We start from the raw sequence: 26,983 nt of genomic DNA, 5'->3' as shown, positions 1-26,983 counted from the left end.
TTATCGGATTCCTTTGGGGCATTTCCGCCTGGAGTCCAATACGAGTTTCTATTTTTACGCCGAAACTCCTTCAACGGAATGGATTATGCGACCTTACATTACATTAATAGTTTGCTTAAGTATGGCTCTTTTAACTTCTCACGTCTGGGCCGAAGAAAAACACCAAATAACTGAAAGCCCTAAAAAGCATTTTGAAATCCACCTTAAGGAAGTCGTTGTTTCCACTCCAATGGAAGAAACCATATCCAGCTCTGCAAGACCCGTAGAAGTTTTGCATGATGAGGAGTTAAGGTTGAAAGCCGCTTCCACTATCGGTGAAACTCTGAAACTGCAACCGGGTGTCCACAGCCAATCCTTTGGGCCAGGTGTCGGTTTACCGGTAATCCGCGGACAAAGTGGGCCGCGTGTACGGGTGTTGAACAACGGGCTGGGGGCAAACGATGCATCCCAGGTAAGCCCTGATCACGCCTCTTCAGTAAATCCATTAACGGCAGACCGGATAGAGATTTTACGTGGTCCGGCCACACTTTTATATGGTAGTGGCGCAATTGGTGGTGTGGTCAATGTGATCGACAACAGGATTCCCCGATTGGTTCCAGAAAAACTGGTCACAGGCGCTTTTGAACAAAAGTTTAATTCCGTATCCAATGAAACCTCTACAGCCATCAAATTAGAGGGCGGAAAAGACTATTTTGCCTATCATCTCGACGGTTTTTATCGTAACAACGCGAACGTCGATGTTGGAGGTTTAGCTATAGATCAGGCACGCGGCCAGGTTAGTGAGCCTGATTTAATGGTGACCCGGAATACAAACGGTTTTATCGACAACAGTGCTTCCGAGACCAGAGGCGGAACTGCCGGATTCTCTCTGGTGGGAGATTCAGGGTTTTTCGGTGTTTCTGGCAACTTCCTCGACAATGCCTATGGCATACCGCCGGAAGGAACTGACGACGGTGAACGGGTTCAAGTTAAACTGGAACAAAACAAGATCGACTTCAAGGGGGAATTGTACAATCCGGTCAGCTTCCTCGAAGCAATCAAAACAAGCATGAGTTACACCGATTACGAACATCGGGAAACGGCCATGAACGAAACGGAAGCTTTCTTTCAAAACGATACGTATGAAGGCCGTCTGGAAATTCCTCATAAACCTTTGGCCGGTTTTACAGGAGTGCTCGGGGTACAGGCCATTTCAAGTAAGTTTTCCGCTCTCGCAGTTGAGGACAGCATATTTATAACACCTCCTACCCGGACAAACAGTATTGGTATTTTCGGTCAGGAATCTGTTGATGTTGGCCCAGTCAATGTGAAGGCAGGGGTAAGGGTGGAACACACTTCCTTGGATCCAGACTTTGCTGGAATGATGTATCGCAGCTTTACCCCGGTCAGTGCCTCCGCTTCTGCAACGTGGAGCCCCAACGACCAGCACCATTTTAGAGGCGCTTTCACCCGCTCCCAAAGAGCACCGCAGGTTCAGGAGCTATTCTTTTCAGGATTTCACGAAGCTACCCGCGCTTTTGAGAGAGGTAATCCAAACCTGACCGAAGAAACCTCTAACAACTTTGATTTTGGATACAGATTCGATGCCGACTGGGTCATTGCGGAGGTTGATCTTTTCTACAACCTTGTTGACGATTACATTTTTCTGGGTCGGACAGGCGCTGTCGTCGACGATGCTCCGGAGGTTTTAGCCCAACAGACCCAGGCTTACTTCCTGGGATATGAAGCCAATTTGATATTTCCAGTAATGGACAATAATCACGGGGCAGTAGACTTTACCCTGTTCAGTGACTTTACCCGCGGACGCTTGACCAACATGGGTGATGTCCCACAGCAACCACCGCTGCGATGGGGGTTCCAGGTGGACCATTCCAAGGGGCAATGGAGCTCCAACCTCAGGCTGACACGAGGGGAAGCCCAGAACAATCCAGGGGCCAATGAGGCAAATACGCCCTCTTATGTTCTGCTGAACCTGGCGACGCATTACCATCTTCTTGATTTTCACGGAACGGATGTTCTGCTGTTTGCGAAGGGAAACAATCTTCTGGACCAGAATATACGGAACTCAACTTCGTTTCTTAGAAACTTTGCGCCTGAAGCTGGCATCGGGGCAGAACTGGGAGTACGCGTCAATTTTTAATGGTTAAAAACCAATGCCTGGGAGGGACACATCACATTAAAAAAATGTGAGTGACCTTTCCAGGTTTTTTTATTTATCTTTTGAAAGTGTTGTGTCGGGTCAAAATTAATCACCGGGGTTCTTCGAAATAACTTCAGTCTGATATTTCCTCGCCAAAAACCAGGATAATCAGGCAGTCTTTTTTAAAAAAGTCTTGAATTCAGATAGTTCTTTTTGTGCTTCTTTTATTATCGAGATTGAAGAGTTCAGGACAAAAAGACAAATGAGGATGGCGACAACGATATCTGGCCAGGGCGAATGAAACATGTAGATTCCCCAGGCTGCGATAATAACCCCCAGATTAGCTAAAATATCGTTCCTGGCGCACAGCCACGTGGATCGCATGTTCAGATCCTGATTTCTATACTGAAACAGACAAAAAGCACAAATTATATTTGCCACCAAGGCCAGCGCACCCACTCCTCCTATAATTTCCGGGTCAGGTTTTAAAGGCTCTAAAAATCGAAAAATTGCGGAGAGGAATAGTCCAATAGATAAAACTCCCATAAGAATTCCTTTTCCAAGAGCGGCACGAGCTTTCCATTTCTCCCCTGCTTTCAAGACCAGGATCGATGCCCCAAAGACCAGAGCATCGCCAAGCATATCCAGCGAATCCGCCCATAGCGCATGCGATTTACCTACCCAACCAAAAGCAATCTCCACAAAAAACATCCCGAGGTTTACCCATAAGACCACCCAAAGAATCTTTCGGTGATTTTTTAAGATATCATTCAAGTCCTCACCGCAATTTGAAGAACAGCTGCTCACTAGCTACTCCTGATTAACTATTATTTTGCTTTTTGATTGGTTGTTTTAAATCATTCAAAAAATCTATTTAAAGTAGCTGATCTGTAAACTACAAATTTTTTAGAAAATTCTATATTATTTGCAAAATACTTGCAAAATTTTACGCAAATTATTCGCAATTTATTTGCAATTCATTTGCATTTACAACCTTGCCATGGTATTTTGCAACTCAAATTAAAAAGGATCCTGAAATTACTCACAATTATAGTTTCTACCTCCAGAATTAATAACCACCGACTATTTCAATTTTCCGGGGCCGGAAAGACATGGGAATGACAAATTATCCTCCTCCAAGGAGATAATCCTTCCGGCCCTGGAATTCATCGCTTGACTTCAAATCTATTTTTCGGATATCCGGGGCTCTTTAGATATTGAAAGGAATCAAGACCAAATAAATGGATACAACTGCACCCTATTCTTTCCTGGGTTTCACATTCTTCATTACAATGCTGGGCGGATACATTCCCACAATTCGATTTTGGAGCCCAGGAAAATTCCTTTTCCTTATCAGTTTTTGTCTGGGGAGTTTATTAGGGGCTGTTCTATTTCATATCATCCCAAGGGTGAATCCAGTTTTAGGAATAGAAATGATATACCCATTGGCCTTGGGGTTTTTAATTACTTTTTTCTTTGAAAAAACTTTTGCCTGGAACACACTGGAGTCGGGAAAGATTTCCTACCAGACCATTGGATTATCAACGCTAGGCGGGTTATCTTTTCACAGTCTGGTGGAAGGGTTGGCCATGGGTACCGCCATGAAGATGGAAATCGGGATCGTTGTTATAGCTGCCCTCATCATTCACAAATTCCCGGTTGCTTTGATATTGAGCAGCCTGTTTATTAAAGCCGGGATATTCAAAAAAAGAACCATCCTTTTTATTATTTTTCTGTTTGCCTTAATCACACCTTTGGGAGCAGGTGTTTCCTATGTAATGTTTGGAATAGTGGACCCCTACCTGCTTGAATTGGCTATTGCAGCCTCGGGAGGTACTTTCCTTTATCTGGCTCTATTTGACTTTCTACCAGCAATAAATAAGCAGAACCAATTCGGTCGGATTCATACAGTATCTGTTTGTATGGGCTTTTCCGCTATGTATTTTATTTAAGGATAAGTTTACAAATAAAAAAGACCTTGGCCTGTTGGATAGGTTTAAACCACCATTCAAAGCTCCCTCATGGAGCAGCATCCTTTTTCAATTTTTCAACAAAGGCTTCCCGTTCCTTCCGTAATTTTTCTTTAAACGCTTCCACCCCACCGTGTTTTTTGTCGTAGCGTTTGCGGATTTGATCCACGCTGCGTATCTTGTCAGCGTGTTCTCCCAGCAGACACATACCTTGACGGTCACATGCCCAGATCGGCAAGTCTTTTTCAACCTGATCACGCAGATCCTCAGGAATATTTTTATTATGCGGCAGGTTGGCGTAGTTGGGATCGGCTCTTTCTTCGATTCGCTCCAACTCCTTGACCAGATCCTCAATATTTTCGCCATCCCATTCGCCGAGAGTTTCGTCACCATCGGCTGACTGGATTCTATTTAACAATTTGGGATCGATTTCCACCTTGTCCAGTGAAAATCTCCTTCTTGGATTTGTCGACATGGTTTATTCCTTCTAACAGTTCTTATTGAAGAACCCTTGATGTATTCAAAAGTTATACATAACGTTTTTATTTTACCCTGCATAGGGCCTTAATCTTTTTGAAACACCTTAACATATCTCAACACACCCGGAAAACCACGTTTCAGAACAGCTTAAGCCCTTTAGGCAATTGAAAAATAAAGCTTAAATCAACAAAATATGTTACCTTAACCTGATATTAAATCCCCAAAATTCAGGTGAGTAGCAGTTATGGCGTTGTTCCGTGTTTTGATTGTTGAAGACAGTGTGACGGCTCAGCAGATGTTGAAAGAAATGATTGAATCGGACCCTGATATTGAGGTTATCGGAATAGCCTCTAATGGCAAAGAAGGTGTGGAAAAAACACTGGAGCTTAAACCTGATCTGGTTACCATGGATTTGATGATGCCGGTCATGAGTGGCCAGGAGGCCATCGACCAGATCATGCAACAATGCGCCCGCCCCATCCTGGTTATTTCAAGCAACAACGATTCCAAAGTAGCCTTTGATGCCTGTTCGCGGGGAGCATTGGATGTTTTCCCAAAGGACGATCTGGACCCTGACAAGTGTGAAAAACTGACGTCCAGGATCAGGTTGCTGGCAAAAGTCCGGGTCATCGGGCACATTCGGCCAAAAACTACTGTTAAACCGCAAGTGATAGGAAATCATCGTGATGCCAAAGTCATTGCCATCGCCTGTTCCACTGGTGGACCCAAAGCTTTGTCGCAAATGCTCCCTCACCTCCCAGAAAATTTTCCGCACCCGATTGTCATTGCCCAGCATATTGAGGACGGTTTTACTGATGGTCTGGTGGAATGGCTGAATCAGGTGTGCCCGCAAAAACTGGAACTTGGAAAACAGGGAACCCGGCTGGCAGCCAATACAATCTACATTTCACCTTCAGAAAAAAATATGAAAGTTGGATTGGGTGGAGTAATTGAGTTTGAAGAACGCAGCGAGAAAGACCGTTATGCTCCTAATTGCGATGTCCTCCTGAATTCTGTAGCCCAAAACTATGGCCCGAAAAGTGTGGGCGTTATTTTGACGGGTATGGCAACGGATGGCGTAGCCGGGATGAAAAACATTCGGGATAAAGGGGGACAGACTATCGCGCAAGATGAATCCAGCAGTGTAGTCTATGGAATGAACCGGCAGGCAATTGAAACGGGTTGCATCGACAAAGTGTTGCCCATTGAAGAAATTGGGCAGTATTTGGCAAAACTTTAAATGCTATCTGAAATGATGAGGCAAGAAACAGAGGCGAACAGGATGGATCTGAAACATTTTCAGAACGGAATCCAAAAAAGGTTCCACCTCAATTTCAAACCTGATTTCTTCCGGTTTCTTGGCGAAGCTGTCGAAGCCCGTATCCGGGCCACTGAATCAAAGGGAATTGAACAATACCGATTCTTTTTTCAGGAAGACCCAGAAGAAGTTTCCCACCTGATCAGCCTTTTAACAAATAAGGAAACTTATTTCTTCCGTGAGAACCCCCATTACCGCCTGGTTACCCGTGTAATTTGTCCGGAGTTATTAAAGAACCGTGCCTACTATGGCCAGCCTATCAAAATAGTCAGTGCCGGTTGTTCCAGTGGTGAAGAGCCCTATTCCCTGGTCCTGGCATTGGTTGAAGTATTTGGCGAAGGAATAACCGATCAGATTGAAGTGGTCGGTCTGGACATTGATCATGATGTTCTGCACAAGGCCAGTATGGCTGTTTATGGGGCGTATTCTTTCCGTGGTGTGGGCTCCGAAGTTTTAAATAATTATTTCAGCCCGTTCGCGGGAAATCGAAATGTTTTGAAAGCATCTATCCGCGAAAATGTCCGTTTTGTGCAACACAATCTTGCAGACTGGCCGTATCCCGAAGAAGCCAGGGGTGCCGACCTGATTTTTTATCGAAATGTCTCCATTTACTACGAAAATGAAACCCAGGAAAAGATATATCAAAACCTCGCCCGACTTTTAACACCTGGTGGATATCTGGTGACAGGTTCAGTCGAAATTTCACATCATGATACCGGGCGATTGGCTTTAAAAAGAGAAGAAGAAATATTCTACTTTTGTAAAGAAACTGAGGCTTCGGAATCGTCCGATCTCCTTTCTGGATCTCCTGTTCAAAAACTATCCAGACTTCCAGATAAAAAGGCGCTGCTAAAAGAAACGAATAAAAACCAAACCAAAAACATTCAACCGAACTTATCCGACGAAGAAAGAACTCTTTCTAAAGCCCTGAGTTTAACAACTGATGAACAATGGGAAGAAGCTTTAATAACAGTAGAAGAACTGGTCACTAAGAATCCGGATTTTCTTTCGGCCTATAGTTTAAAGGCCCTTATATTGTTACAACTGAACAGGGCCCAGGAAACTGAACAGGTATGCCAACAGGCTCTTAAAAAAGATGGGCTGTTTGCGGCTCCCTATCTCCTGCTGGGTCTGGCATCACAAAAAAACACAGATCACCCCGAGGCGGTCCACCGCCTGAGAAAAGCAATTTACCTGGCCCCCTCCTGTTGGTTGGCTCATTATCATCTGGCAGACAGTTACCGGGAAACCGGAGATAATGATTCGGCTCGGAGGGAATACAATGTCACCCTTAATTTATTAGAGAATTCCGGATTTGAAAATCATGGTTTACCGGTTTTTCGCAGTGAATACACAGAGTCACAGATTGCAGGCATCTGCAGGGACAAGTTAAATCAATTGACGGTCAACTGAAGGAAATATCCTTTAATATGGTATTCGACAAATCCAAATTTATACCGAGGTTCATCCAGGAAGCGCGGGAACACCTGGGAACCCTGAAGCGTGGACTGGATGCCAGCAAGGAAACCCCTGAAAATTTAAGAGTCGATGATGAACTGGTAAGGACAGCGCATACCATTAAAGGATCAGCAAAAATCCTGGGGTTCCAACAGGTTGCTGCTATTTCCCTGAAGTTGGAAGAGATTCTGAGAAGTTCTCAAAAACAGGAACTCGACATGACGGAGGATATCCACTCCCTACTTGTTAGTTCATCTGACCTGCTGGATGTTTTCATAAACCAGATTGCGCGTGGTGAAACCATTACCACGGACATTGATAACATCCTGGAGAACCTCGACCAGGCTCTTTCCGGTGAATACACGGCTCCGGCAATCCCCAAACCAGAAGAACCACCTGTACCCTCCCAGCCACAACCCCAGGTCCAGGAACAAACCGCCGCTCAACCCGATGAAGTTTCAGCCAAGAAAGCCCCCACTGAAAAAAAATCAGGGGGATTTGATCGAAGCAAATTTGTTGCACGATTTGTGGACGAAGCTCGTGAACACATCAACACATTGAACGAAGGTTTGATCAATCTGGAAACGCAACCCGGAAACCTGGAAATTTTAGATCAAATCTTTCGTGTGTCCCACACTTTGAAAGGTTCCTCCAAAATCCTCGGGTTAAAACCGATCTCACTTCTTGCTCACAGGGTGGAGGACGTTTTGGATGCCCTTCGCAACAATAGGTTCTCATTCAATAACCCCCTGTGCGACCTGCTTCTAAAATCGGTAGATCTCATTTCTGAGTTTGTTGAGGAAATATCACAGGGGAAAACTCTTGATACCGACATCCGCCCACTCATTGAAACGCTGGAATCGGCAGCCCGGGGAGATAAGGTTAAACCTCTTAAATCGAGTCAACTCACGAAAGCTGTTCATGATTCGGAGGACGGCGGGGAAAGTGGCCTTGTAAAAAAGCAGGACCAAACACCTCAAACCATGTTCAAGACTGCCATGAGTGATACCGTCCGGATCAACACATCCAAGCTGGACGACACGGTAAAGCTAATGGGAGAAATCGTATCCAACCATATTCGGATGAAGCAGAATGTGCTGGATATCGATGAGGTCACCAAGCTGTTTAACAAATACCTGGATCAACTTGGAACCGTCCAGAAATCCCCTGAAGGCCCATTAAACGGTCAAACTGCAGAGATTATAGATGAAGCCCGTTCCATTCATGACAAGCTGAAAGCGCTTTCATCTCAAACTCGTGATGTCATGAGTTTTCAATCGCTCGTCACAGACGATCTTCGGGAAAAAGTTCTGCGAATGCGGATGCTCCCCCTTTCCACCGTACTGGATGGTTTTCCACGATTGGTTCGTGATATTTCCAATGCCTGTGGCAAGCAGGTCAAACTTGAAATAACAGGTGGTGAAACCGAGTTAGACAAAAAAATTATAGAGAGGATTGGCGATCCACTTCTCCACATGGTGCGCAACAGTATCGATCATGGCCTGGAAACGCCGGATATTCGTAACGATCAGGGAAAGTCGGAATCAGGGACAATTTCCATCTCTGCGGCTTACGAAGGCGGACATGTGTTGATAACAATAACTGATGATGGCTCCGGGATTCCGGTGGATAAAATCCGTGAAAAAGCAGTGATGAAAAAAATTTACGATGAAGAAACCGCCCAAAACCTGCCGGAGTCAGAGATTATCAATCTGATTTTCCGTCCAGGCTTCAGCACAACAGCGCTTGTCACTGAAGTTTCGGGGCGTGGTGTTGGGATGGATGTTGTTCGGGATAACATTGTCAAGCACCTTAAGGGTTCCCTTCAAATTGAAACAAAGAAAAACAAGGGAACCAGTTTTTTCATTCGTCTTCCACTGACTCTAGCCGTGATGAGAGTTATGCTGGTGAGTCTTGGCGAAACCCAGGTTGCGATCCCTCTTAATTCAATACGTGAAATTATTCGGGTTCCGACCGATTCCCTCATCGAAGTGGTCAACCGGTATGCCGTATCGCTCAGAGACCAGATCATCCCGGTCACTGAATTAAAAACACTTCTGGACACTGAGGACGGTGCTCTCACTGATCAAAAATTATCCCAAAGCAACCTGGTGATCCTGATCGTCGCTATGGGTACCGAAATGCTTGGCCTGATTGTTGATGAAATTGTGACGGAAGAAGATATGGAAATTAAACCTCTGCCGGATCACATGAAACACAACGAACTGGTTTCAGGTATTACCTTGTCCGGAAAAAATGAGATCGTACTAGTCCTGCAAATTACACGGTTGTTCGGCCTCGCCCGTGAATCACGTGAAGAATGGTTCCAGGAAAAAGCTTTCGATTCAGGGCCAGGGAAACTCCGCATTCTGGTTGTAGACGACTCGGTCAGTACGCGGCATGTTGAAAAAAATATTCTTGAAGCCAAAGGTTACAAGGTAGATCTCGCTGCCGATGGGGTCGAAGGGTTTGAAAAAGCCATGGAAAATCAGTACGACCTGATACTGACCGATATCGAAATGCCCCGGATGGACGGCTTTACCCTGACGGAGTCATTGCGTCAGGAAAACAGGTACCGGCACACTCCAATAATCATTTTAAGTTCTCGCAGTGATGAGGCGGACAAACAAAGGGGCATGGATGCCGGCGCCAATGGCTACCTTGTCAAGGGGATCTTTGATCCACAACAGTTAACCAATGCCATCCAGAATCTGGTGCAATGAATAATCAAACTATCAAAATACTTGTAGTCGATGACGACTCTTTTGTTCGAGATATCCTCGCTGATATCCTCGAATCTTCAGGATACCTGGTGGTTACAGCGGAGAATGGCCAGGAAGGAATAAACCTGATCAATTCAGAATCCGGTTTGGACGTTATTATTTCCGACATCCACATGCCGGTCCTCGATGGATTAGGACTTATCCGCAAGTTGCGCACCGAGGAAAACTCAGAAATTCCAATTATCGTTTTGTCCGGAAATAATGAAGTCGCAGTGGCTATAGAGGCGATCAACCTGGGGGCCAATGATTATCTTTTAAAAGATGAGAACCTCCAGGATACAGTCCTTCTTTCCATTGAACAGGTCCTGGAGAAAAAACGGATCGTAGACCAAAACCGCCAGCTCCTACTCGACATCACGAAAAAAAATCAGGAACTTGGAACCATTGTTGAAACCATGACCGAGATCGGGTTGGCGGTTTCATCTGAAAAAAACTTCCCCTCTCTCATGGAAATCATCATCACCCATGGAAGATCCCTCACCAACGCTGACGCTGGGACTTTGTACCTTGTAGAAAATGGAAAACTTGAATTTAAAATTGTGCAAAACCGAACACTGAATGTCTTCCTGGGGGGAAAGTCAGGGGGGAAAATCGAGTTCCCCCCCTTGGATATCAGGGAATCCAATGTTTCCGGTTATGTCGCGATAAATAAAAAACCGGTCAACATTCCGGATGTTTATGAATCAGAGCTGTTCGATTTCACTGGACCCAAAAATTTTGACAGGACTTCCAATTACCGATCACAGTCGATGCTGGTTGTGCCAATGGTGGATCGTTTCAACGAAGTGCAGGGAGTCTTACAATTGCTCAATGCCACGGATTTATCAACGGGGAAAATTATTCCATTTTCTGATTCACACCTCGAGGTTGTGCAATCACTGGCCTCACAAGCTGCAGTCGCCCTGAATAATCTAAGGCTGGAAGAAAAGACGGAGCGACTGCTTGAAGAAGTCCTCAATATAAAAAACTACAATGAAAATGTCCTGGAAAGCCTCACCAACGGGGTAATCACCCTGGATAGCGATTACCGAATCATAACTGCCAACGCGGCTGCACAGAGAATTCTTGACTTAAAACTTGAACAACTTATCAGCAGAAAACTCGACGATTTTTGCAGTGGCCCAAACCACTGGATTCTGGACAAGGTTGATGGAGTAGTAAAGTCCAGACGACCTTCCATAGTCATGGATGCCGAAATCACGCTGGAAGAGGATAAGCGAGTACCCATGAACCTTACATTTGTTCCTCTAAAAAATTTCAAACAGCAACTGATCGGAACCATGCTGGTGCTTGAAGACATCACGACAGAAAAAAGAGTGAAAGGCACCCTGGCGCGTTATATGACCAAAGAACTGGCGGACAAGTTATTGGAAGGCGGTCAATCCATGCTGGGGGGACAGATACAGGAAGCGTCTATCTTATTTTCGGATATTCGGGATTTCACCACTATCACAGAAAAACTTGGAGCAAAGGAAACAGTAACAATGCTCAACGAATATTTCACCGTGATGGTTGATCAGATTTTCCAATGCAATGGAATCCTTGATAAATACATAGGGGATGCCATCCTTGCGGTCTTTGGAGCCCCATTCAAAAGTGGACAGGATGCGGACTTTGCGGTAAAAGCAGCCATCAACATGGTGAACTCCCTGGAAGGATTAAATAAAAGCCGGGTTGAATTGGGAAAAGATCCAATAGCCATGGGAATAGGAATCAATACAGATGAAGTTCTTTCCGGAAACATCGGATCCGAAAAAAGGATGGATTACACCTGTATTGGAGACGGAGTCAACCTGGCTTCCCGTCTGGAAGGATTGAATAAATATTTCGGCACCAATATTTTAATCAGTGAAAATACATTTAGAAAATTAAAGGAAAACTATCGAACACGCAAATTGGACTGGATCAAGGTGAAAGGAAAGACAAAGCCCGTTATAATTTACGAGGTCCTTGGTTTTTACGATAACAACAGTTCCCTACGTCTGGATGAAAGTTTTGGGGTTTTTCAGGAAGGACTTGGCTTATACCAATCCAGAGATTGGCAGGGTGCCATTCGTTGTTTTATGCGTGCCAGTGAAATAAATCCGCAGGATCGTGCCGCAATTGTTTATAGAGAAAGGTCCGAGTTTTTCCAAAACAACCCACCGGCTTTTGATTGGGATGGTGCCTGGGAAATGCGTTCAAAATAACTGGAAATTTAAAACGACAATTAAATCGATGGAAGAAACAGAAAATTTTAAAAGCGATCGAATCCTTGAGGAAATCCACAAGCGCAAGGACCAAACCCTTGATGTTCAGAAGGAAGAGGAAAAGGTCAAGCTTGTTATTTTCACCCTTGGGAGTCATTACTATGCACTCCATGGCGATAGCGTGAAGGAAATTTTGACCGTCTTGAAAATAGTCCGGGTTCCCGCCACTCCCCCTTTCATTCTTGGGATCATAAACGTCCGGGGGGACATTCAATCTGTCATAGATGTAAATTTATTTATGGGGCAACCGCCCACAGAAACAGGTGTGGACAGTCGGATTGTTATTGCAGAAAAAAATGGAATACGGTCAGGTATTCTGGTAGATACGGTCCAGGATGTTCTGGACGCTCCAAAAGAATCGATACAGAAACCTATCTCAACCTTGAATGACACAATACGTTATTTTGTCGATGGAGAGTTTTCATACCGCCATCACAACGTTACCTTGCTTGACGCCGGTAAACTTTTCGAAAAAATAACAGAAAAGAATGCGGATTGAGTTTTTATAAAGGCAATCGATGACAACAGCTCTTCAAAAATTACAAATAGAAGGTTTTCAAGCCCTGGTGTTTAGAATGCATGACACCCTGTTTGCGACTGACCTTGAGCAGATTGATGAATTGGTCGAAGGCGACCATTGGACACATCCGGACGTGGAAGTGTTCCTGCTTGACCGTTTGATGCCATTAACTGCCAGTCCATTGGTGTATAAAGACCCACATGTGATTACCATTCATTTTCAGGGAAATACGGTAGCTTTACAGATCGATCAACCCCAGGACATTGCTTATATCCCCATTGAGGCCATAAGGTCTTTTCCCTTTATCGTGGAAAAAGTCCGACAACATCTCTGGCTGTGGGGGATCAGCCTGGAAAAGAAAGAGCCCGTCCTGCTGATCGATTGCCACAAACTGGCCGCCGGGTGCCTGTCTCAACAAGAGGAAGTATGGAATTAGTAATTTATGGCCCCGATATTCAAGTAAGAACGAGTTCATCCAGGGTGGCTTTTCAATCCCTGAATCATACATTCAGTTTATTCGTTATTGCCTGTAGAGCTGGAATAGTCAAGGAATTACCCTTCATTCAATCATCCCCGGGAGACCCCAAGAGATGAATAATCTCTCTATCAAGCAAAAGGTCTTTATCATGTTTGCCGTCATGGGAGCAGTCGTAATCGTCTCAGGTGCGGTAATTTTCAATTCGCTGAACAATGCGGCAGAAGATGCTGACATCACCAACGCACTTGGTCGTCAGCGTATGCTCAGCCAGGCCATGGGTAAATCCGCTTTAAGCAATGCCATGGCAAAAAGCCGGCGCCGGACGATTGAACAAAATGTCGAATCCCTGAATCACTATATAACCCAAATGAGGGCGATCTTTACCGAAGATATAGTCAGCGCCGCAAAAAAGGTCAACCTTGGAATCAGTATGGACCCGAGCTCCGAAGCACACCCGGCGATCCCCTTCCCTGCAACTTTCACCCGAATGGTGAATGAGAAATTTGGAGAAAACCAGTTTTATAAAATCGATATTATCAACAAGGATCCGATCAATCCCCAAAAGGGCCTCAAAACGGAAATGGACAAAAAGGCTTATGAATTCCTAACGGCCTCACCTGAAAAAATATACAGCAAGGTATTTGAAGAAGACAGCCGCCTTTACATAGGGCTTTATTCATCTGATCGAGCCACAGTAAAAGCCTGTGCGGAATGCCATTCTGCTCTAAAAGGCAAACCATTCAAGGTTGGCGAGTTGATGGGGATTCGGAAATTTTATCTGATGTTTTCAGAAGACATCAGCCTGGGAAAAGAGGAGCTCAACCCGAGTCTGGAAGAGTATCAACGCGCCAAAGAAGTTTTCGACCGCACAATTTCAGCAATGAAAAACGGAGGAGAATATCCCGAAGATCTGGCAATGACCCACTTTAAGGCAGTCAATGCCATAGACAATGAAGTTATTCAAAATAAAATCAGGGAAGTCATCCGCCAATTCAAGGAGTTTGTGAACCACGTCAATTCCCTGATGAGCTCTGAAGTCAATTCACTTCCTTACCGAAAAGCCCAGCAATCCATTGTGGTGTCATCTAACGATTTGAGGAAACTCAGCGATGATCTGGTAACTCAATACACTGCCCTATCGAACCAGAATCAAGTCACAATCCGATGGACTGTCATCAGTGCCATAATCCTTACTGTCCTGATTATCATGGGAATTTATTACTATTTCGCAGCAAAAATTGTACGTCCAATCCTCAATGTTTCCACACAACTCAAGGAAATCTCTAAAGGAAACTTTGTTCAGGACAAACTTCATGTGAATTCGTCTGATGAGATAGGCACCCTCCAGGATATTTATAACACTTTGCTCGACACAATGAAGGAGGTAGTCAATCAGGCAGAAGACATCGCCGCAGGCAACCTCTCCAAACAATATGAAATGAAAGGTGACCTTGCTCACGCTTTTGGGCAAATGACGAAAGAGTTGCGTGATAAACAGGAAGCCGACCGTTTATTCAAGGAAATGTCTGAAGAACGCCACCGTCAGGCAGAAGAACTCCAGAAAAAGGTTAACAGTATCCTGGAAGTGGTAAGCGCTGCTGCCAAGGGAGACCTGACCCACAAGGTTACGGTAACAGGGGAGTCACCAATCGGTCAAATGGGAGAAGGGTTAATTCAGTTTTTTGAAAAGCTGGTGGACAGCATGCAGGAAATCTCAAATAACGCAAATGAACTGGCAATCTCTTCCAGTGAAATTTCAGCCTCCGTGCAGGATCAAGCTGCGGTAGCTGCTCAACAATCCACTTCGGTCACAGAGATTTCAACAACAGTTGAAGAACTTTCCATTTCCTCTTCCCAAGTGGCCGATAATGCAAACGCAGTTGCCGAAATATCGAATAACGCCTTGCATGAATCGGAACGGGGCAGGGAAGCAATGGAAAATCTGAAAATTAAAATGGACACCATATCTGACGACAATCAGGTCAGCATTCGTGAAATTGTTGAATTGGGAACTCGCTCTGAAGAAATCGGAAAGGTTATGGAAATCATCAACAACATCGCTGATCAAACAAAACTGATCGCTTTTAATGCGGCAATTGAAGCTTCCAGCGCAGGCGAGGCAGGAAAACGATTTGGCGTTGTGGCAGTCGAAATCCGCCGTCTTGCAGATAACGTGATGGAATCAACCGGAGAAATCGAAAACAAAATCGAAGAAATTCAGCAAGCTATTAATCGACTTGTGGTCAATTCAGAACGGGGTTCAAAAAACATCAAGGCGGGAACTGAGTTAACAGCTCAAACTATATCTGAGCTGGAAAATCTGGTATCTGGTGCCAAAACCACAGCCGATGCTGCGGCCCAGATTTCATTATCGACCCAACAACAAAAGACTGCGACAGAACAGGTTCTTTCTGCTCTGAAAGAAATAGTTGATGGCAGCCGCCAGTCTTCAGCGGCAATAAAACAAACATCTGCTGTAACAAACAGGCTATCCGAGATGTCCTCACATTTAAAAAACCTGGTTGGGCGCTTCAAGATCAATCAGTAACATTAGCCGACTGAGCCAGCCTGAACCCAAAAATGTAATGCCGCTTATCGGGTTTGCTTCTGTACCTTGAGGCAGAGCGAACATAAGAAGCCAGGTTTGCCATGGAACCCCCTCTACGTGTTCGCATTGTTCCGGATTCAGGGCCCTTCGGATTATCTTTTTGGCTTCGTTTAAAATACTTGCTATCGTACCAATCACTCACCCACTCCCAGACATTTCCCAACATATCATATAATCCAAAAGCGTTTGGAAGTGCCGTTCCTACCCGGTGTGCGGTGAATTTCGAGGAACCATAGTACCAGGCATATTCATTCCTGATTTCATCTCCCCAATAATATCGGGTATTCGTTCCCGCGCGGGCAGCCCGCTCCCATTCGGCCTCTGTCGGGAGTCGGTACCGGTTTGTTTTCTCCTTTTCATTCAAACGACGAATGTATTCAACAGCGTCATTCCAGGAAATCCTTTGGGCGGGCAATTCATCACCAACAAACCTGGCCTGGTTTGGCCCCATCAAAGCACGCCATTGCTTCTGGGTAACTTCATAACGACCGATAAAAAATTCATCAACACACACCTCATGTTCTGGCTGTTCATATTTATATCCATGATTGTCTCCCATAATAAAACACCCTCCAGGAATTTTGACAAATTCAATTTGGGTTGACGGCGAAAGCAATGTTGCTGAACTTTTACCCTGTGCCCACAAAGGCGACACAAAAAATACGTTCACAAGAAAAATTCCAACAAATAGGGAATACAAACTCAAACTGTTCTTAACGTTTAAATAACTGATTTTTTCCTCATAGATAAGAGGTTAAAATTCATTTAACAACCATGTCCTCTGTTTGGAATTTTATAACAAAATTTAAATTCTGGACCCCTTATACAACCTATACTTGCTTATTTTTTAGGGCAAATCATAGGGGCTTATTAATAAACGGACGGATCTATCTGTTCAAATAACCAGAAAAACATCTTTATAAATAAAAATAAAACTTGAAATTTCTTATTATTTTTCCATTGATTTTGAATTTCACGCCCTTAGACTAACTTCATCAATTGAGAGAAAATTTTTTCGGGTAAAAATCTATATTGAATTTTTTCAGTTGGGATTCGACACGTTTTTTATACATTTTTCCTGGTCATGACTAACAAACATTAAGAAAAAGAGGACATGAGGCTACCATGGAAATGATCAAAAATCTTTCATTAAAGAAAAAAATATTTGGAGCTTTTACACTTCTATTTCTAGTGCTGATTGGTTCTGGGTGGGCAATCACATCAAACCTGTTGAAGTCCAGTGATGACACCAAGATAACAAACGCCCTCGGACGACAAAGAATGTTGACCCAGGCTATGTCTAAATCTGTACTGGGTTATGGCATGTCCCAAAGCCGAAAAAAGACTATTGAAAAACAGACCAATGATTTGGACCGTTTTATAACCAAAATGCGGGGTACTTATACGCAGATGGTTGTTAAACCAGTAAAAGCCACCCAATTCCCGATCAGTATGGACCCCGATAATGAAGGCCATCCAGCCATTCCGTTTCCTGCTACTTTCACACGTATGGTCAATGAAAAAGTCGGAGAAGGCCGGGACTTTACAGTAAGTATTATTTCAGAAGACCCAATCAATCCCAAACAGGTATTAGCAACCTCGTTAGACAAAGAAGCTAACCGGTTTTTAAAGAAAAACCCCAAAAAGATCTTCTCTAAAGTATACGAGGAGAGCGGAAAACTCTATATGGGCCTTTATACTGCAGATATTGCAACAGTTCAGGCCTGCGCAGGTTGCCATACTGCAATGAAAGGAAAAGATTTTAAAGTAGGTGATATGCTGGGAATCCGAAACTACCGTCTGGTCTATTCCAATGCCATCGGAGTCGGTAAATCTGAACTGAATGCAAATATGTCCGAGTTTAATAACGCAAAAAAGATTTTTGTTGATACTCTCAGGGCAGTTCAAAAGGGCGGAGAATTTCCCCTGGATTTAAAAATGACGGAATACACTTCAATCGAAAGGGTTGACGATCCTGAACTTCAAAACCATTTAACCAGGGTAGAAGGATTATTTGGTAATTTTTCAAATGCTGTTGACTCGATGATCAAATCTGAAACAAATTCAGACCCTTACCGAAAAGCTCAGTTTGACATTTTAAATCTTGGGAACGAGCTACGGACGGCGAGTGACGCCGCCGTCACAAGATTTGCCCAGTTGGCAAAGGAAAGTCAGGATCAAATTTTCTATGCCGTCGGTATCTCGACAGGTATTAGCCTTGCCTTCCTGATAGCAATTGCCGGATTCTTTTCCAAGATGGTCATTACACCCATGCAAAAGATGGCCAAATCAATGGAACAGGCTGGTAACGGAAACCTGACTCATGAAGAATTGGAAGTAACAAGTCGTGATGAGGTGGGGATTCTTTTTGGATCATTCAATAGTTTGATGTCCGGGTTGAGAAGCTTCATGGACCATTCAAAAGAAATCCTCCAGGGAAATACGGAGAATGACCAGTTCGAAGTGAAAGGAGAATTCCATACCGCCCTTGGAGATATGCTGGTTCAAGCACGTGAGCGCAAAGAAATAACAGAACGCGAGCGGAAGCAGGCTGTAGAACTTCAAACCAAGGTAGACCAAATGCTGGATACCGTCAAGGCTGCCGCTAGTGGTGACTTGACAAAACAAGTGATGGTAAATGGTAACGATGCAATTGGACAAATGGGTGCGGGCCTTTCAAATTTCCTCAAAACCCTGAGGACAAGCATGGCTCGAATAGGTCAAAACTCAAACTACCTGACGGACTCCTCTTCCAAAATGTCGGAAGTGAGTCAACAGTTGTCAGGAAATGCGGAAGAGACTTCTGCCCAGGCTGATGTCGTCACCAATGCATCCACTACCGTTAACGAAAATATGAATGCGGTGGCTGCGGCATCAGAAGAGATGAACGCCAGTATTCGCGAAATTGCTGAGAGTTCATCGCAAGCTGCCCAGGTGGCCTCATCTGCTGTTGAAATGGCCAAGACTGCCAATGAAAAGGTTTCCAAACTTGGTGATAGTAGTGCAGAAATTGGACACGTCATTAAGGTGATCAATTCCATCGCCGAACAAACCAACCTACTTGCCTTGAATGCAACCATCGAAGCAGCCAGGGCCGGAGAGGCAGGCAAAGGGTTTGCAGTTGTGGCCAACGAAGTTAAAGAGCTGGCCAATGCAACAGCCAAAGCGACTGAGGAAATCAGTCAGAAAATCCAGGCAATCCAGGAAGATACGTCAAATGCGGTTGATTCAATCGGCCAAATCACAGGCGTTATCAACAAAATCAGTGACATCTCCAGCACAATCGCCAGCGCTGTCGAAGAACAGACGGCGACCACCAACGAAATTGGTCGAAGTGTGAATGAAGCAGCGCGTAGCAGTTCGGAAATTTCCGAAAACATATCCGGTGTTGCCGTCGCAGCCAAGAGCACCACAGAAGGAGCGACGAATACTCAAACTGCAGCCTCAGAAATGTCCAAAATGGCAGCTGAACTTCAAGAGCTGGTCAGCCAGTTTAAATGCTGATTATTATGCGAAGATCACCTAAGGGCGGGCCTGAAGGCCCGTCCTTTTTTGTTAAAATACCTTAGTTCAAAAAACCCCGTCCTCTTTTCCAATTCTTTCCATAGAGGAAGCGTATGTCACATTCGTTCAAAAATCATTTCACATTAACATTGGGATTATTTTTTCTGGCATCCCTGACACCAGATTCCATTTGGGCAGAAACCCGTTACGTGAAAAAATCGGGCACTAAAGTTTATAAAGAAGCCTCAGCCCGCTCTAAAGTTGTGGAACTCGTCGGTGCCGGCAAGGAACTTGAGACTTCAGGTATCCAGGGGAAGTTTTATAAGGTGATCACTTCTTCAGGAAGGAAAGGGTTCGTGTTCAAATTCAAACTGGGAGATTCAGCCCCTGAAAAGGGAGGTGACCTTGCCTCTCTCAAAGGAGAAAAAATGGCTGTACGTGAATCTTCTTCATCCTCAAGTATCCGGGGATTGAGCCCTGTTTCCGAACAACACGCTCAGAAAAAAGGTATTTCCAAAGCTGATATTCAGGCTGTGAAGGACATGGAAAACTACGGCGTCTCTGCCAGTGAGGTAGACCGATTCCTGTCCAGCCGTAAACTGGGAGAATACCAGGAATGAAAAAAAATACCCTATTACTTTTAATACTTGCTATCTGCAGTGGTTGCGTAGCAGCCGCGGCCCCCATCATTGAAGGATACCAAGCCTACAGTCTGGGAAAAGGCGGGGCTATGGCTGTTGAATCCATGAAACCAATAGAGCTGGAAGAGGAGCTTGCTATTGGAGGATCACTGGCCATCCAGGTTTTTAATCGTTTTGGTGGCCCCTATAAAAACGACAAGGTCCAGCGGTACATCACTACCCTGGGCCAGGCCCTGGCCGATGTTTCAGACAGGCCGGGAATAAAATATTACTTTGCCATACTGAATTCTGAAGAACCCAATGCATTTGCAACCCCAGGTGGTTACGTTTTTGTCAGCAAGGGACTGCTTAAGCTAGTTCACAACGAAGCCGAATTGGCAGGAGTCCTTGGTCATGAGCTTGCACACATAACTCACCGTCATGCTTTGCAAACCATTGAGCGCAATAAAAAAATGGCAGGCCTTGGATCTCTAACCATAGGGGCTATGGGAGCAGACCCAGAATTGTTTGATGAAATTATTGAGCAAGCTGCTGATACCCTGTTTTCCCATGGGTTGGACAAGGGACTTGAACATGAAGCGGACGAAGTGGGTACTGATTATAGCAATCGGCTGGGTTATCATCCTGGAGGCTTAAAAAACTTTTTGACGACTCTGAATTCCCGTTCTGGTCATGAGTCCGTTTTCTGGAGTACCCACCCGACTCCGCAGGATAGGCTTGATAATCTGGCACAAAAATTAAGCCGATTCAGCCAGGGGCTATCCCAGCCAAAATATGCTGCAGAATTTACCCAAATGGTTCAAGGCCAACTTTAATAAAACTTATCTTTAATATTAAGTACAGAAGAAAAAAAAGGGAACCCGGTACTCCGGGTTCCCATAAAAATACGGTATCAGTTTTTTAAAAACTATAAGCTATTTTGGTTTTGAAGGTAGCGACACTGGACCTTGAAGGCTATTAGCCTCAAAATGATTGGATTCAACGCGAGAATTAATATTAAGAACGGTCCAGTTTGCTTCATGGGCAATTTTCATACAAGCTTTCAAAGTACCACGACAAGGCATATAACATCCGGCCCAATAGTCACATTTGACAAACAGCCAGTGGGTCATATTTGGATTTTCATTCATCGGCGGTGTCACCACTCGCTGGTTTTTAATGGCGAATTCCTTGCTATCATCCGCCAGGGCCACTGAACTAAACATAAAGGTTAGAGTCAGCAATGCGATTCCCAACAATAAAACCCGCTTATTTAAAATCATGATCCATCCCTTTCACCAGTTGTTGCCAATTATTAGTGTGTTGGTTTTCTTAGGATAAATTAAAATAACGGGCAGGGCAAGCAATATCCCAAAATATTTCAACCACTTACTAATAAAAATTCCCCCCTACCCTTTACCCTGATTCCAATGACCCTTAAATCACAAATTATCTAATTCATAACTCATAAATTTTTTTCTAATATATTGAGGTTTTAAGGTAAAGTACTTGTGAAAATTAATAGAATTGTCTGAACTTTTTCAGATGGTTGAAGGCCCAATTCTGAATGTTTTGTTTAAACAAATACTTTCAGGTTGAAATCATTCATGGGCCAATCATATTCATGTATTAACTTTTATTCAGCTGGCAAATCTTATGAAATTGACTGGTAAAATTTTGCTTATTGATGATGATCAAACCACTCTTCTGTTAATCAAACGCTATCTTGAAGGAAGCCCATATTTTATACACACCGCCACTGAAGCGCGGCAGGGTTTACAGATTTTAAAAGACAACCCTGAAATTTCCCTGATAATTGTCGATTACATGATGCCCCACATGACCGGGGTTGAGGTCCTGCATGCTGTACAGGATATGTCACCGGAGCCTTTTATTCTCCTAATGAGCAGTCTTTCTAAGGAACAGATTCCGTCAGGCCTCCATGCAGACGGTTTTATCAAAAAGCCCATTTCAAAGACCAACCTCCTCGAAGTTATCTCAAAAGGAATTCAAACCTACTCCGAACGCATGTCAGGACGAAAAGAAAGCCCCTTTCAACAAGAAGACGGTACTGATTCTTAACCCTGCTGCTCCCTCATAGAGCTTTGCAAAAGTGGAGTATTTTGGAACAAAGTGTCCGTCATTGTGAGGAACTTTTGCGACGAAGCAATTCAGCCAGGCAACACTCAGAGGAAACTGGGAAATAACCTCTGGATCTACCCCTTCGGGACACGAAAACTTAGGGGAAATACCTTCGCCGCGCTCCCTTTGGTCGCAAGCGATGGTGGGTTTTTATCAAATTTGCTATAGATAAAACACTCCGTTGGTATCGCGGTTTTGCAAAGACATCCTTCCCTCCCGGGTTATCAATTCCGCCTCTTTTTAGTATTTTTATAAATCAGGGACAGGTTGAGTTTGGCGTGCCACCAGCATTCGTAAAAGTCAGGGTATTGTTGGTGATGGTTGCACCAGCAGTTTCACAGGAGGTCCCGATTGGCGCAGTGAGACTTGAGCCGACTCCTGAAATTGACGTGAAGTTTCCATCGAAGTCAAAAGCATCGTCCCCGGCGTTTGCAATAGAAAGGTTATTTAATGTTACGCTGTTGACAGTGTTCAAGAGTACCCCGTCTGTAGCGCTGTTCGTTATATTGAGTCCGGACAGATTAACCGTATTGGCCGTCGCGATATTGACCCCATCAGCTGTACTTCCCCCAATATTCATGTCAGCCACATCAACTCTCAGAATTGAGTTGGCAAACAAGCCGGTCGCAAATCCTGAAAGTGTTCCACCGCTCCCGGCAGTTCCTGTTCCCGTAATTGTCAAACCACCCAGGCCTCCGGTGGTATCCAGAGTTATTCCCTGCCCCAGGGTGTTTGAGGCATTGATACTCTCGAATGTGAGCCCACTGGTTCCTATTGTTGTATTAATCAGGCTCAAACCTGTTCCTAAAGTCGTGTCGATGGTATTGCCAGCCCCGGTGATATTGACCGTTCCTCCATTGTTCGCGCCAAAACCTGTCGCACCATTGGTAAAAATGTTCAGGCTGGAAAAGGTAAATGTCCCTGTGTTTGCACCGCTCAAGTTCACCGCTTGATTTGTCATCCTGCCTGCACTGCTTCCCAGATCCAAATCGCTGAAGGTGACATTACTCGCAGAGTTATTGATCAACACACCTGTGCTCGCCGCTCCCCCAGTCAGTTTTCCAATTTGAAAGATGACAGACCCACCAGTCATACCATCGATATTAACCAGACGCGAAGCATTGGTCTGACTGATATTCCCATCAAAAGTTACGTTTGCTGTTCCTCCGGCAATATTGAATGCCGTTCCAGTGGGATTGGTTATAGTTGTACCGGTACCAAATGTGAAGGTACCTCCTGATCCATTCAGGATATCTATTCCCGAATCGCCTCCGTTCAGCGACGTGGTTCCCTCAAACTGATAAGTGCCATCTGCATTATCAAACTGAAGGCCAGTTCCATTAGTGACATTGATGGTACCCGAATCGAAACGGATTGTTCCCCCGGAGTGCCCACCCGCAATATTTACCGTCGCGACATTTCCTGTCTGAGTGATGTTTCCACTGTAGGTAACACTTGATGAACCCCCAGCAACATTAAAGGCAGTCCCGGTAGGATTTATTATTGAGGCACCCGAGCCAAAGGTGAAGGTACCTGTAGAACCATTTAGAATATCGACTCCTGCATCGCCTCCATTCAAATTAGTGACCCCTTCGAACTGATAGGTGCCATTTGCGCTGTCGAATTGAAGTCCGGTGCCATTGCTAACGTTGATGGTTCCTGTATCAAACCTTACAGTTCCAGCAGAATGCCCGCCCGAGACATTGACCGTTGCCACATTTCCTATTTGAGTAATATTCCCACTGAAAGTAACACTGGAAGTACCCCCGGCAATATTCACTGCCACACCCGTTGGGTTGGTAATCGTAGTTCCAGAACCAAAGGTAAAAGCTCCTCCTGATCCATTCAGAATGTCGATTCCCGCATCTCCGCCATTTAAGGTTGTGGCTCCATCGAACTGGTAAGTGCTATCTGCATTATCGAATTGCAATCCTGTTCCATTGGTTGCACTCAAGGTTCCAAGTTTAAACACAACCTTTCCGGTTGAATGCCCACCAGAGACTGAAACCAGAGCATTGTTACCTGTCTGGGTAATGTTTCCTTTATAAGTAACACTTGCGGTCCCTCCCGCCAGGTTGAATGCAGATCCTGTAGGGCTTGTGATGGATGTGGCTGGCCCAAAATTGAAAGTACCCGCTGAACCGTTCAGAATATCGATTCCAGCATCACCACCATTTAATGTAGTTGTGCCCGCAAAATGATAAGTCCCATCTGCATTGTCGAATTGCAGACCCGTTCCATTGGATGCTGAAAGTGTGCCGTTTCGGAACATGACTGTACCGGCAGCATGCCCCCCTGATACATTTACCAGCGCTGTGTTGTTCGCCTGCGAAATAGTGCCTTCAAATGTCAGGGTTGAGGTCCCCCCGGCAATATCAACCGGTGTCCCTGTTGTATGGAGAATTTTAGTGTCTGTGAAAAAATAGTTTCCTGAACCCGCATTGATGTCGATACCTTCGCTGCCCTGAAGCAAGGCGTTTCTTATCGAGACTGAACCCGCATTGGAATTTAGAAAAACTCCGCTTCCTGTATCATTAATTGCATTTGCCAGTGCACTATTAAAATTTACGCTTCCGCCCGTCGTGTTCGCTATTGCTATCGCATCGTTCACCGCATTGTTGATCGTGCCGGAGTACGTGACAGTCGGAGTCCCTCCATCCAGATTGAAGGCTGCTGCCGTACGCTCACTGATCGAAGTGTTAGTTCCAAAATTAAAGGTTCCTGTTGATCCATTCGTAATATCAACCCCGGCAAGACCTCCAAATAGAGTGGTCGTGCCAGCAAAGGTATAAGAACCATCGGCATTATTGAAAGAAAGTCCCGAACCATTGGAGCCAGACAAGGTGCCGTTGGAAAACTGTGCAGACCCTGAATGGCCATTGAGTACTTCCAACAAGGCCGCGTTATTGTTTTGAGTAACGTTTCCTCCAAAAGCCAACATACCCGATCCACCATCCACCTGAATGGCAGAACCCAATGGGTTTAATACCATGCCATCGAACGAGACAAATCCGTTGTGATTCAACAACTGGATTGCCGTGGATGCGTTATTTTGAACGGTAGTACTTGTTGCCACCAGGTTTCCGGAGCCCTGCACGGAGATTCCTACTGTGCCTCCCATGACAACAACATCGTTCATGGTACCGGTGACATCATTAACCAGAACACCCGTCGCGCCAGAATGAATGGTGAAACCCTTTGCAGTGGAACCATCGGACATGGTCAAAGCAGTGCCAGTGGCAGGTGCAAGAGTGGGTCGACTCCCAAGGTTACTCAGGTTCAGTTGGCTGCCATTCGAAAACTGGATTCCTGCCGTTCCGGTGTTCCCGCCCCCAACAACCTGCTGCCGTGGTTGTGTCAGCAGAATATTTTCTTTTATGTTTCCGTTGGAACTTCGAAGGACAAGAACGTCGCCGGAGCCGTAATTCCCATCGCTCTGGGCTCTGGCGACGGAACAGGGATTGTTCTGCGTACAGTCACCCGCTCCATTCTCGGTGACAAAATATACATTTAATGGCTGCCCTGTTGCGGGATCGGTAGCGACTCCTCCCTGAATCGTGGTCGGAACAATTTCTTCCTCCATCTCGGGAGCATCGGGAGAATCAGCAGCAGCATCAAGATCCTGTGCATGAGTGACAACATCAATATCGCGGATGATGGTTGCATTCATGCGGGAACGAATGTCTCTATAGGTCCGGCGACTCCTCCTCCCTGGAAGAAGCTTTTCCAACGGAACCCTGATTCGAATCATTCCAGCACCCTGACTGCCACGAACATCGTCATCCTGCCATTCAGCTCCAAGCGTCAATCGCGCGCCACGAACCCGAAAAACATCCTCCAGCCGGTATTCTGCACGTAGTCGAGGTCCATTAATATCAGGAAGACCCTCAACATTATTGAATTGGAAAAATCCACCATACAGCCATAAGCTTTGGCGACGGGTCAGGTCAAACTTATAGCCCCCTTCCATATCAAAGCCACTTAAAGCACGTTCACGCGCGACCATCATGGTTACTGTATCGTTCCGTGTGAAGTTCCCAGCCAGAACCGAGGTTCCAGACAACGAGAGCGGAGCAGTTTCGGGTCCCGAAAAACGAGCCACATTTCGTGAAGATAGAATGTTGGAAGTGTCTCCAAACGGAATATAACCGTTTGCGCGGAAATCCCACCGGTTGCCAAGTAATTCGAAACCCAGAGTAGCCTGGTGATAGGTGAAGTCGTTCTCTGAACTTCTTACATCATAGAACGTGTATCCCCCGGCAATCAGGGAACCTAAACCAAAGTTTTTGCCCGGAATGATACGACGGAGCCCCATTCCAAAATTTCCTTCTTCAGTAGAGTTTGAGGCAACGACACCACGAAAATCTCCGAAAAACAGGGATTTTTTGGATTGAGCCAAAGGAAGAAACAAGTCAAAGCGGCCTATATCCCGTTCTGAGCCAAATTTTCCGGAAGCTTCAATATGCCCCTCGTAATAACCCGGCTTTGCAAAAAGGGCGGTAGAAAAAAGCAGGGAGAACCCCATAAACCCTAGCAAAATAAGGGATTGATGTTTCAAAGCATAAAAATAATATGTTCGATTTTGACCAAACACGGGATATCCGGAAAAGCCGAAAAGGGGGAAATCCTATCAACTGGTTGATTTATATATCTCTTATCGTTCTATTTTAAAAATATCTTTAAGCCAAAAGCGGATACACTTTAAACAGAAAA

At 44.9% G+C, this 26,983-nt stretch carries 18 protein-coding genes; 13 read left to right on the top strand and 5 right to left on the bottom strand.

Annotation, left to right across the window (positions count from 1 at the left end; all coding sequences use genetic code 11):
• Positions 1-85 precede the first annotated feature (85 nt).
• Positions 86-2,140, top strand: coding sequence for a TonB-dependent receptor (locus tag G3M70_14355; GenBank protein QPJ62993.1), 2,055 nt, complete (start codon positions 86-88; stop codon positions 2,138-2,140).
• Positions 2,141-2,308: 168 nt separating this feature from the next.
• Here the strand turns inward: G3M70_14355 and G3M70_14350 are convergent, their stop codons facing one another.
• A complete protein-coding gene (locus tag G3M70_14350; GenBank protein QPJ62992.1) occupies positions 2,309-2,947 on the bottom strand; it encodes a cation transporter in 639 nt (212 codons plus the stop codon).
• A gap of 626 nt (positions 2,948-3,573) precedes the next feature.
• Between G3M70_14350 and G3M70_14345 the strand changes: the two genes are divergently transcribed.
• A complete protein-coding gene (locus G3M70_14345; GenBank protein QPJ62991.1) occupies positions 3,574-4,092 on the top strand; it encodes a ZIP family metal transporter in 519 nt (172 codons plus the stop codon).
• 67 nt (positions 4,093-4,159) lie between these two features.
• Here the strand turns inward: G3M70_14345 and G3M70_14340 are convergent, their stop codons facing one another.
• Complete coding sequence (locus tag G3M70_14340; GenBank protein ID QPJ62990.1) at positions 4,160-4,585, bottom strand: hypothetical protein; 426 nt, start codon at positions 4,583-4,585, stop codon at positions 4,160-4,162.
• A gap of 249 nt (positions 4,586-4,834) precedes the next feature.
• Between G3M70_14340 and cheB the strand changes: the two genes are divergently transcribed.
• From cheB to G3M70_14305, 7 genes are all read left to right on the top strand, one after another.
• Complete coding sequence (gene cheB, locus G3M70_14335; GenBank protein ID QPJ62989.1) at positions 4,835-5,830, top strand: chemotaxis-specific protein-glutamate methyltransferase CheB; 996 nt, start codon at positions 4,835-4,837, stop codon at positions 5,828-5,830.
• A 42-nt stretch (positions 5,831-5,872) separates the two neighbouring features.
• Entirely contained in the window at positions 5,873-7,321 is a 1,449-nt protein-coding gene (locus G3M70_14330) for a methyltransferase domain-containing protein (protein QPJ62988.1), read from the top strand.
• Positions 7,322-7,338: 17 nt separating this feature from the next.
• Positions 7,339-10,089, top strand: coding sequence for a response regulator (locus tag G3M70_14325; GenBank protein QPJ62987.1), 2,751 nt, complete (start codon positions 7,339-7,341; stop codon positions 10,087-10,089).
• Entirely contained in the window at positions 10,086-12,338 is a 2,253-nt protein-coding gene (locus G3M70_14320; GenBank protein ID QPJ62986.1) for a response regulator, read from the top strand. Before G3M70_14325 ends, G3M70_14320 begins: the two co-directional genes overlap by 4 nt.
• Positions 12,339-12,366: 28 nt before the next feature.
• On the top strand, positions 12,367-12,897 hold the full coding sequence (locus G3M70_14315; protein QPJ62985.1) for a chemotaxis protein CheW: 531 nt from the start codon (positions 12,367-12,369) through the stop codon (positions 12,895-12,897).
• A gap of 19 nt (positions 12,898-12,916) precedes the next feature.
• Complete coding sequence (locus G3M70_14310; protein QPJ62984.1) at positions 12,917-13,354, top strand: hypothetical protein; 438 nt, start codon at positions 12,917-12,919, stop codon at positions 13,352-13,354.
• A gap of 154 nt (positions 13,355-13,508) precedes the next feature.
• Entirely contained in the window at positions 13,509-15,944 is a 2,436-nt protein-coding gene (locus G3M70_14305) for a HAMP domain-containing protein (protein QPJ62983.1), read from the top strand.
• Here G3M70_14305 and G3M70_14300 read toward each other — a convergent pair.
• Positions 15,934-16,563 carry a formylglycine-generating enzyme family protein gene (locus tag G3M70_14300; protein ID QPJ62982.1) on the bottom strand — a complete coding sequence of 210 codons (630 nt, stop codon included), beginning with the start codon at positions 16,561-16,563 and terminating at the stop codon, positions 15,934-15,936. The two genes, G3M70_14305 and G3M70_14300, sit on opposite strands and share 11 nt — an antisense overlap.
• 566 nt (positions 16,564-17,129) lie before the next feature.
• Here G3M70_14300 and G3M70_14295 point away from each other — a divergent pair.
• From G3M70_14295 to G3M70_14285, 3 genes are all read left to right on the top strand, one after another.
• A complete protein-coding gene (locus G3M70_14295) occupies positions 17,130-19,508 on the top strand; it encodes a HAMP domain-containing protein (protein ID QPJ62981.1) in 2,379 nt (792 codons plus the stop codon).
• A gap of 113 nt (positions 19,509-19,621) precedes the next feature.
• Complete coding sequence (locus G3M70_14290) at positions 19,622-20,128, top strand: SH3 domain-containing protein (GenBank protein ID QPJ62980.1); 507 nt, start codon at positions 19,622-19,624, stop codon at positions 20,126-20,128.
• Positions 20,125-20,964 (top strand): M48 family metalloprotease, encoded by an 840-nt coding sequence (locus tag G3M70_14285; protein ID QPJ62979.1) that lies wholly within the window; start codon positions 20,125-20,127, stop codon positions 20,962-20,964. Before G3M70_14290 ends, G3M70_14285 begins: the two co-directional genes overlap by 4 nt.
• Positions 20,965-21,063: 99 nt before the next feature.
• On the opposite strand, the gene G3M70_14280 is transcribed toward G3M70_14285, so the two are convergent.
• Positions 21,064-21,411: a hypothetical protein gene (locus G3M70_14280; protein ID QPJ62978.1), complete on the bottom strand. Its 348-nt coding sequence runs from the start codon at positions 21,409-21,411 to the stop codon at positions 21,064-21,066.
• A gap of 373 nt (positions 21,412-21,784) precedes the next feature.
• Between G3M70_14280 and G3M70_14275 the strand changes: the two genes are divergently transcribed.
• Entirely contained in the window at positions 21,785-22,210 is a 426-nt protein-coding gene (locus G3M70_14275; GenBank protein QPJ62977.1) for a response regulator, read from the top strand.
• Between the two features lie 316 nt (positions 22,211-22,526).
• On the opposite strand, the gene G3M70_14270 is transcribed toward G3M70_14275, so the two are convergent.
• Entirely contained in the window at positions 22,527-26,795 is a 4,269-nt protein-coding gene (locus tag G3M70_14270; protein ID QPJ62976.1) for a hypothetical protein, read from the bottom strand.
• Positions 26,796-26,983 lie beyond the last annotated feature (188 nt).

Origin of the sequence: Candidatus Nitronauta litoralis (assembly GCA_015698285.1) — a bacterium.
GTDB lineage: Bacteria > Nitrospinota > Nitrospinia > Nitrospinales > Nitrospinaceae > Nitronauta > Nitronauta litoralis.
The sequence above is the reverse complement of the archived record's forward strand: the minus strand, read 5'-3'. Positions and strand labels throughout refer to the sequence as shown.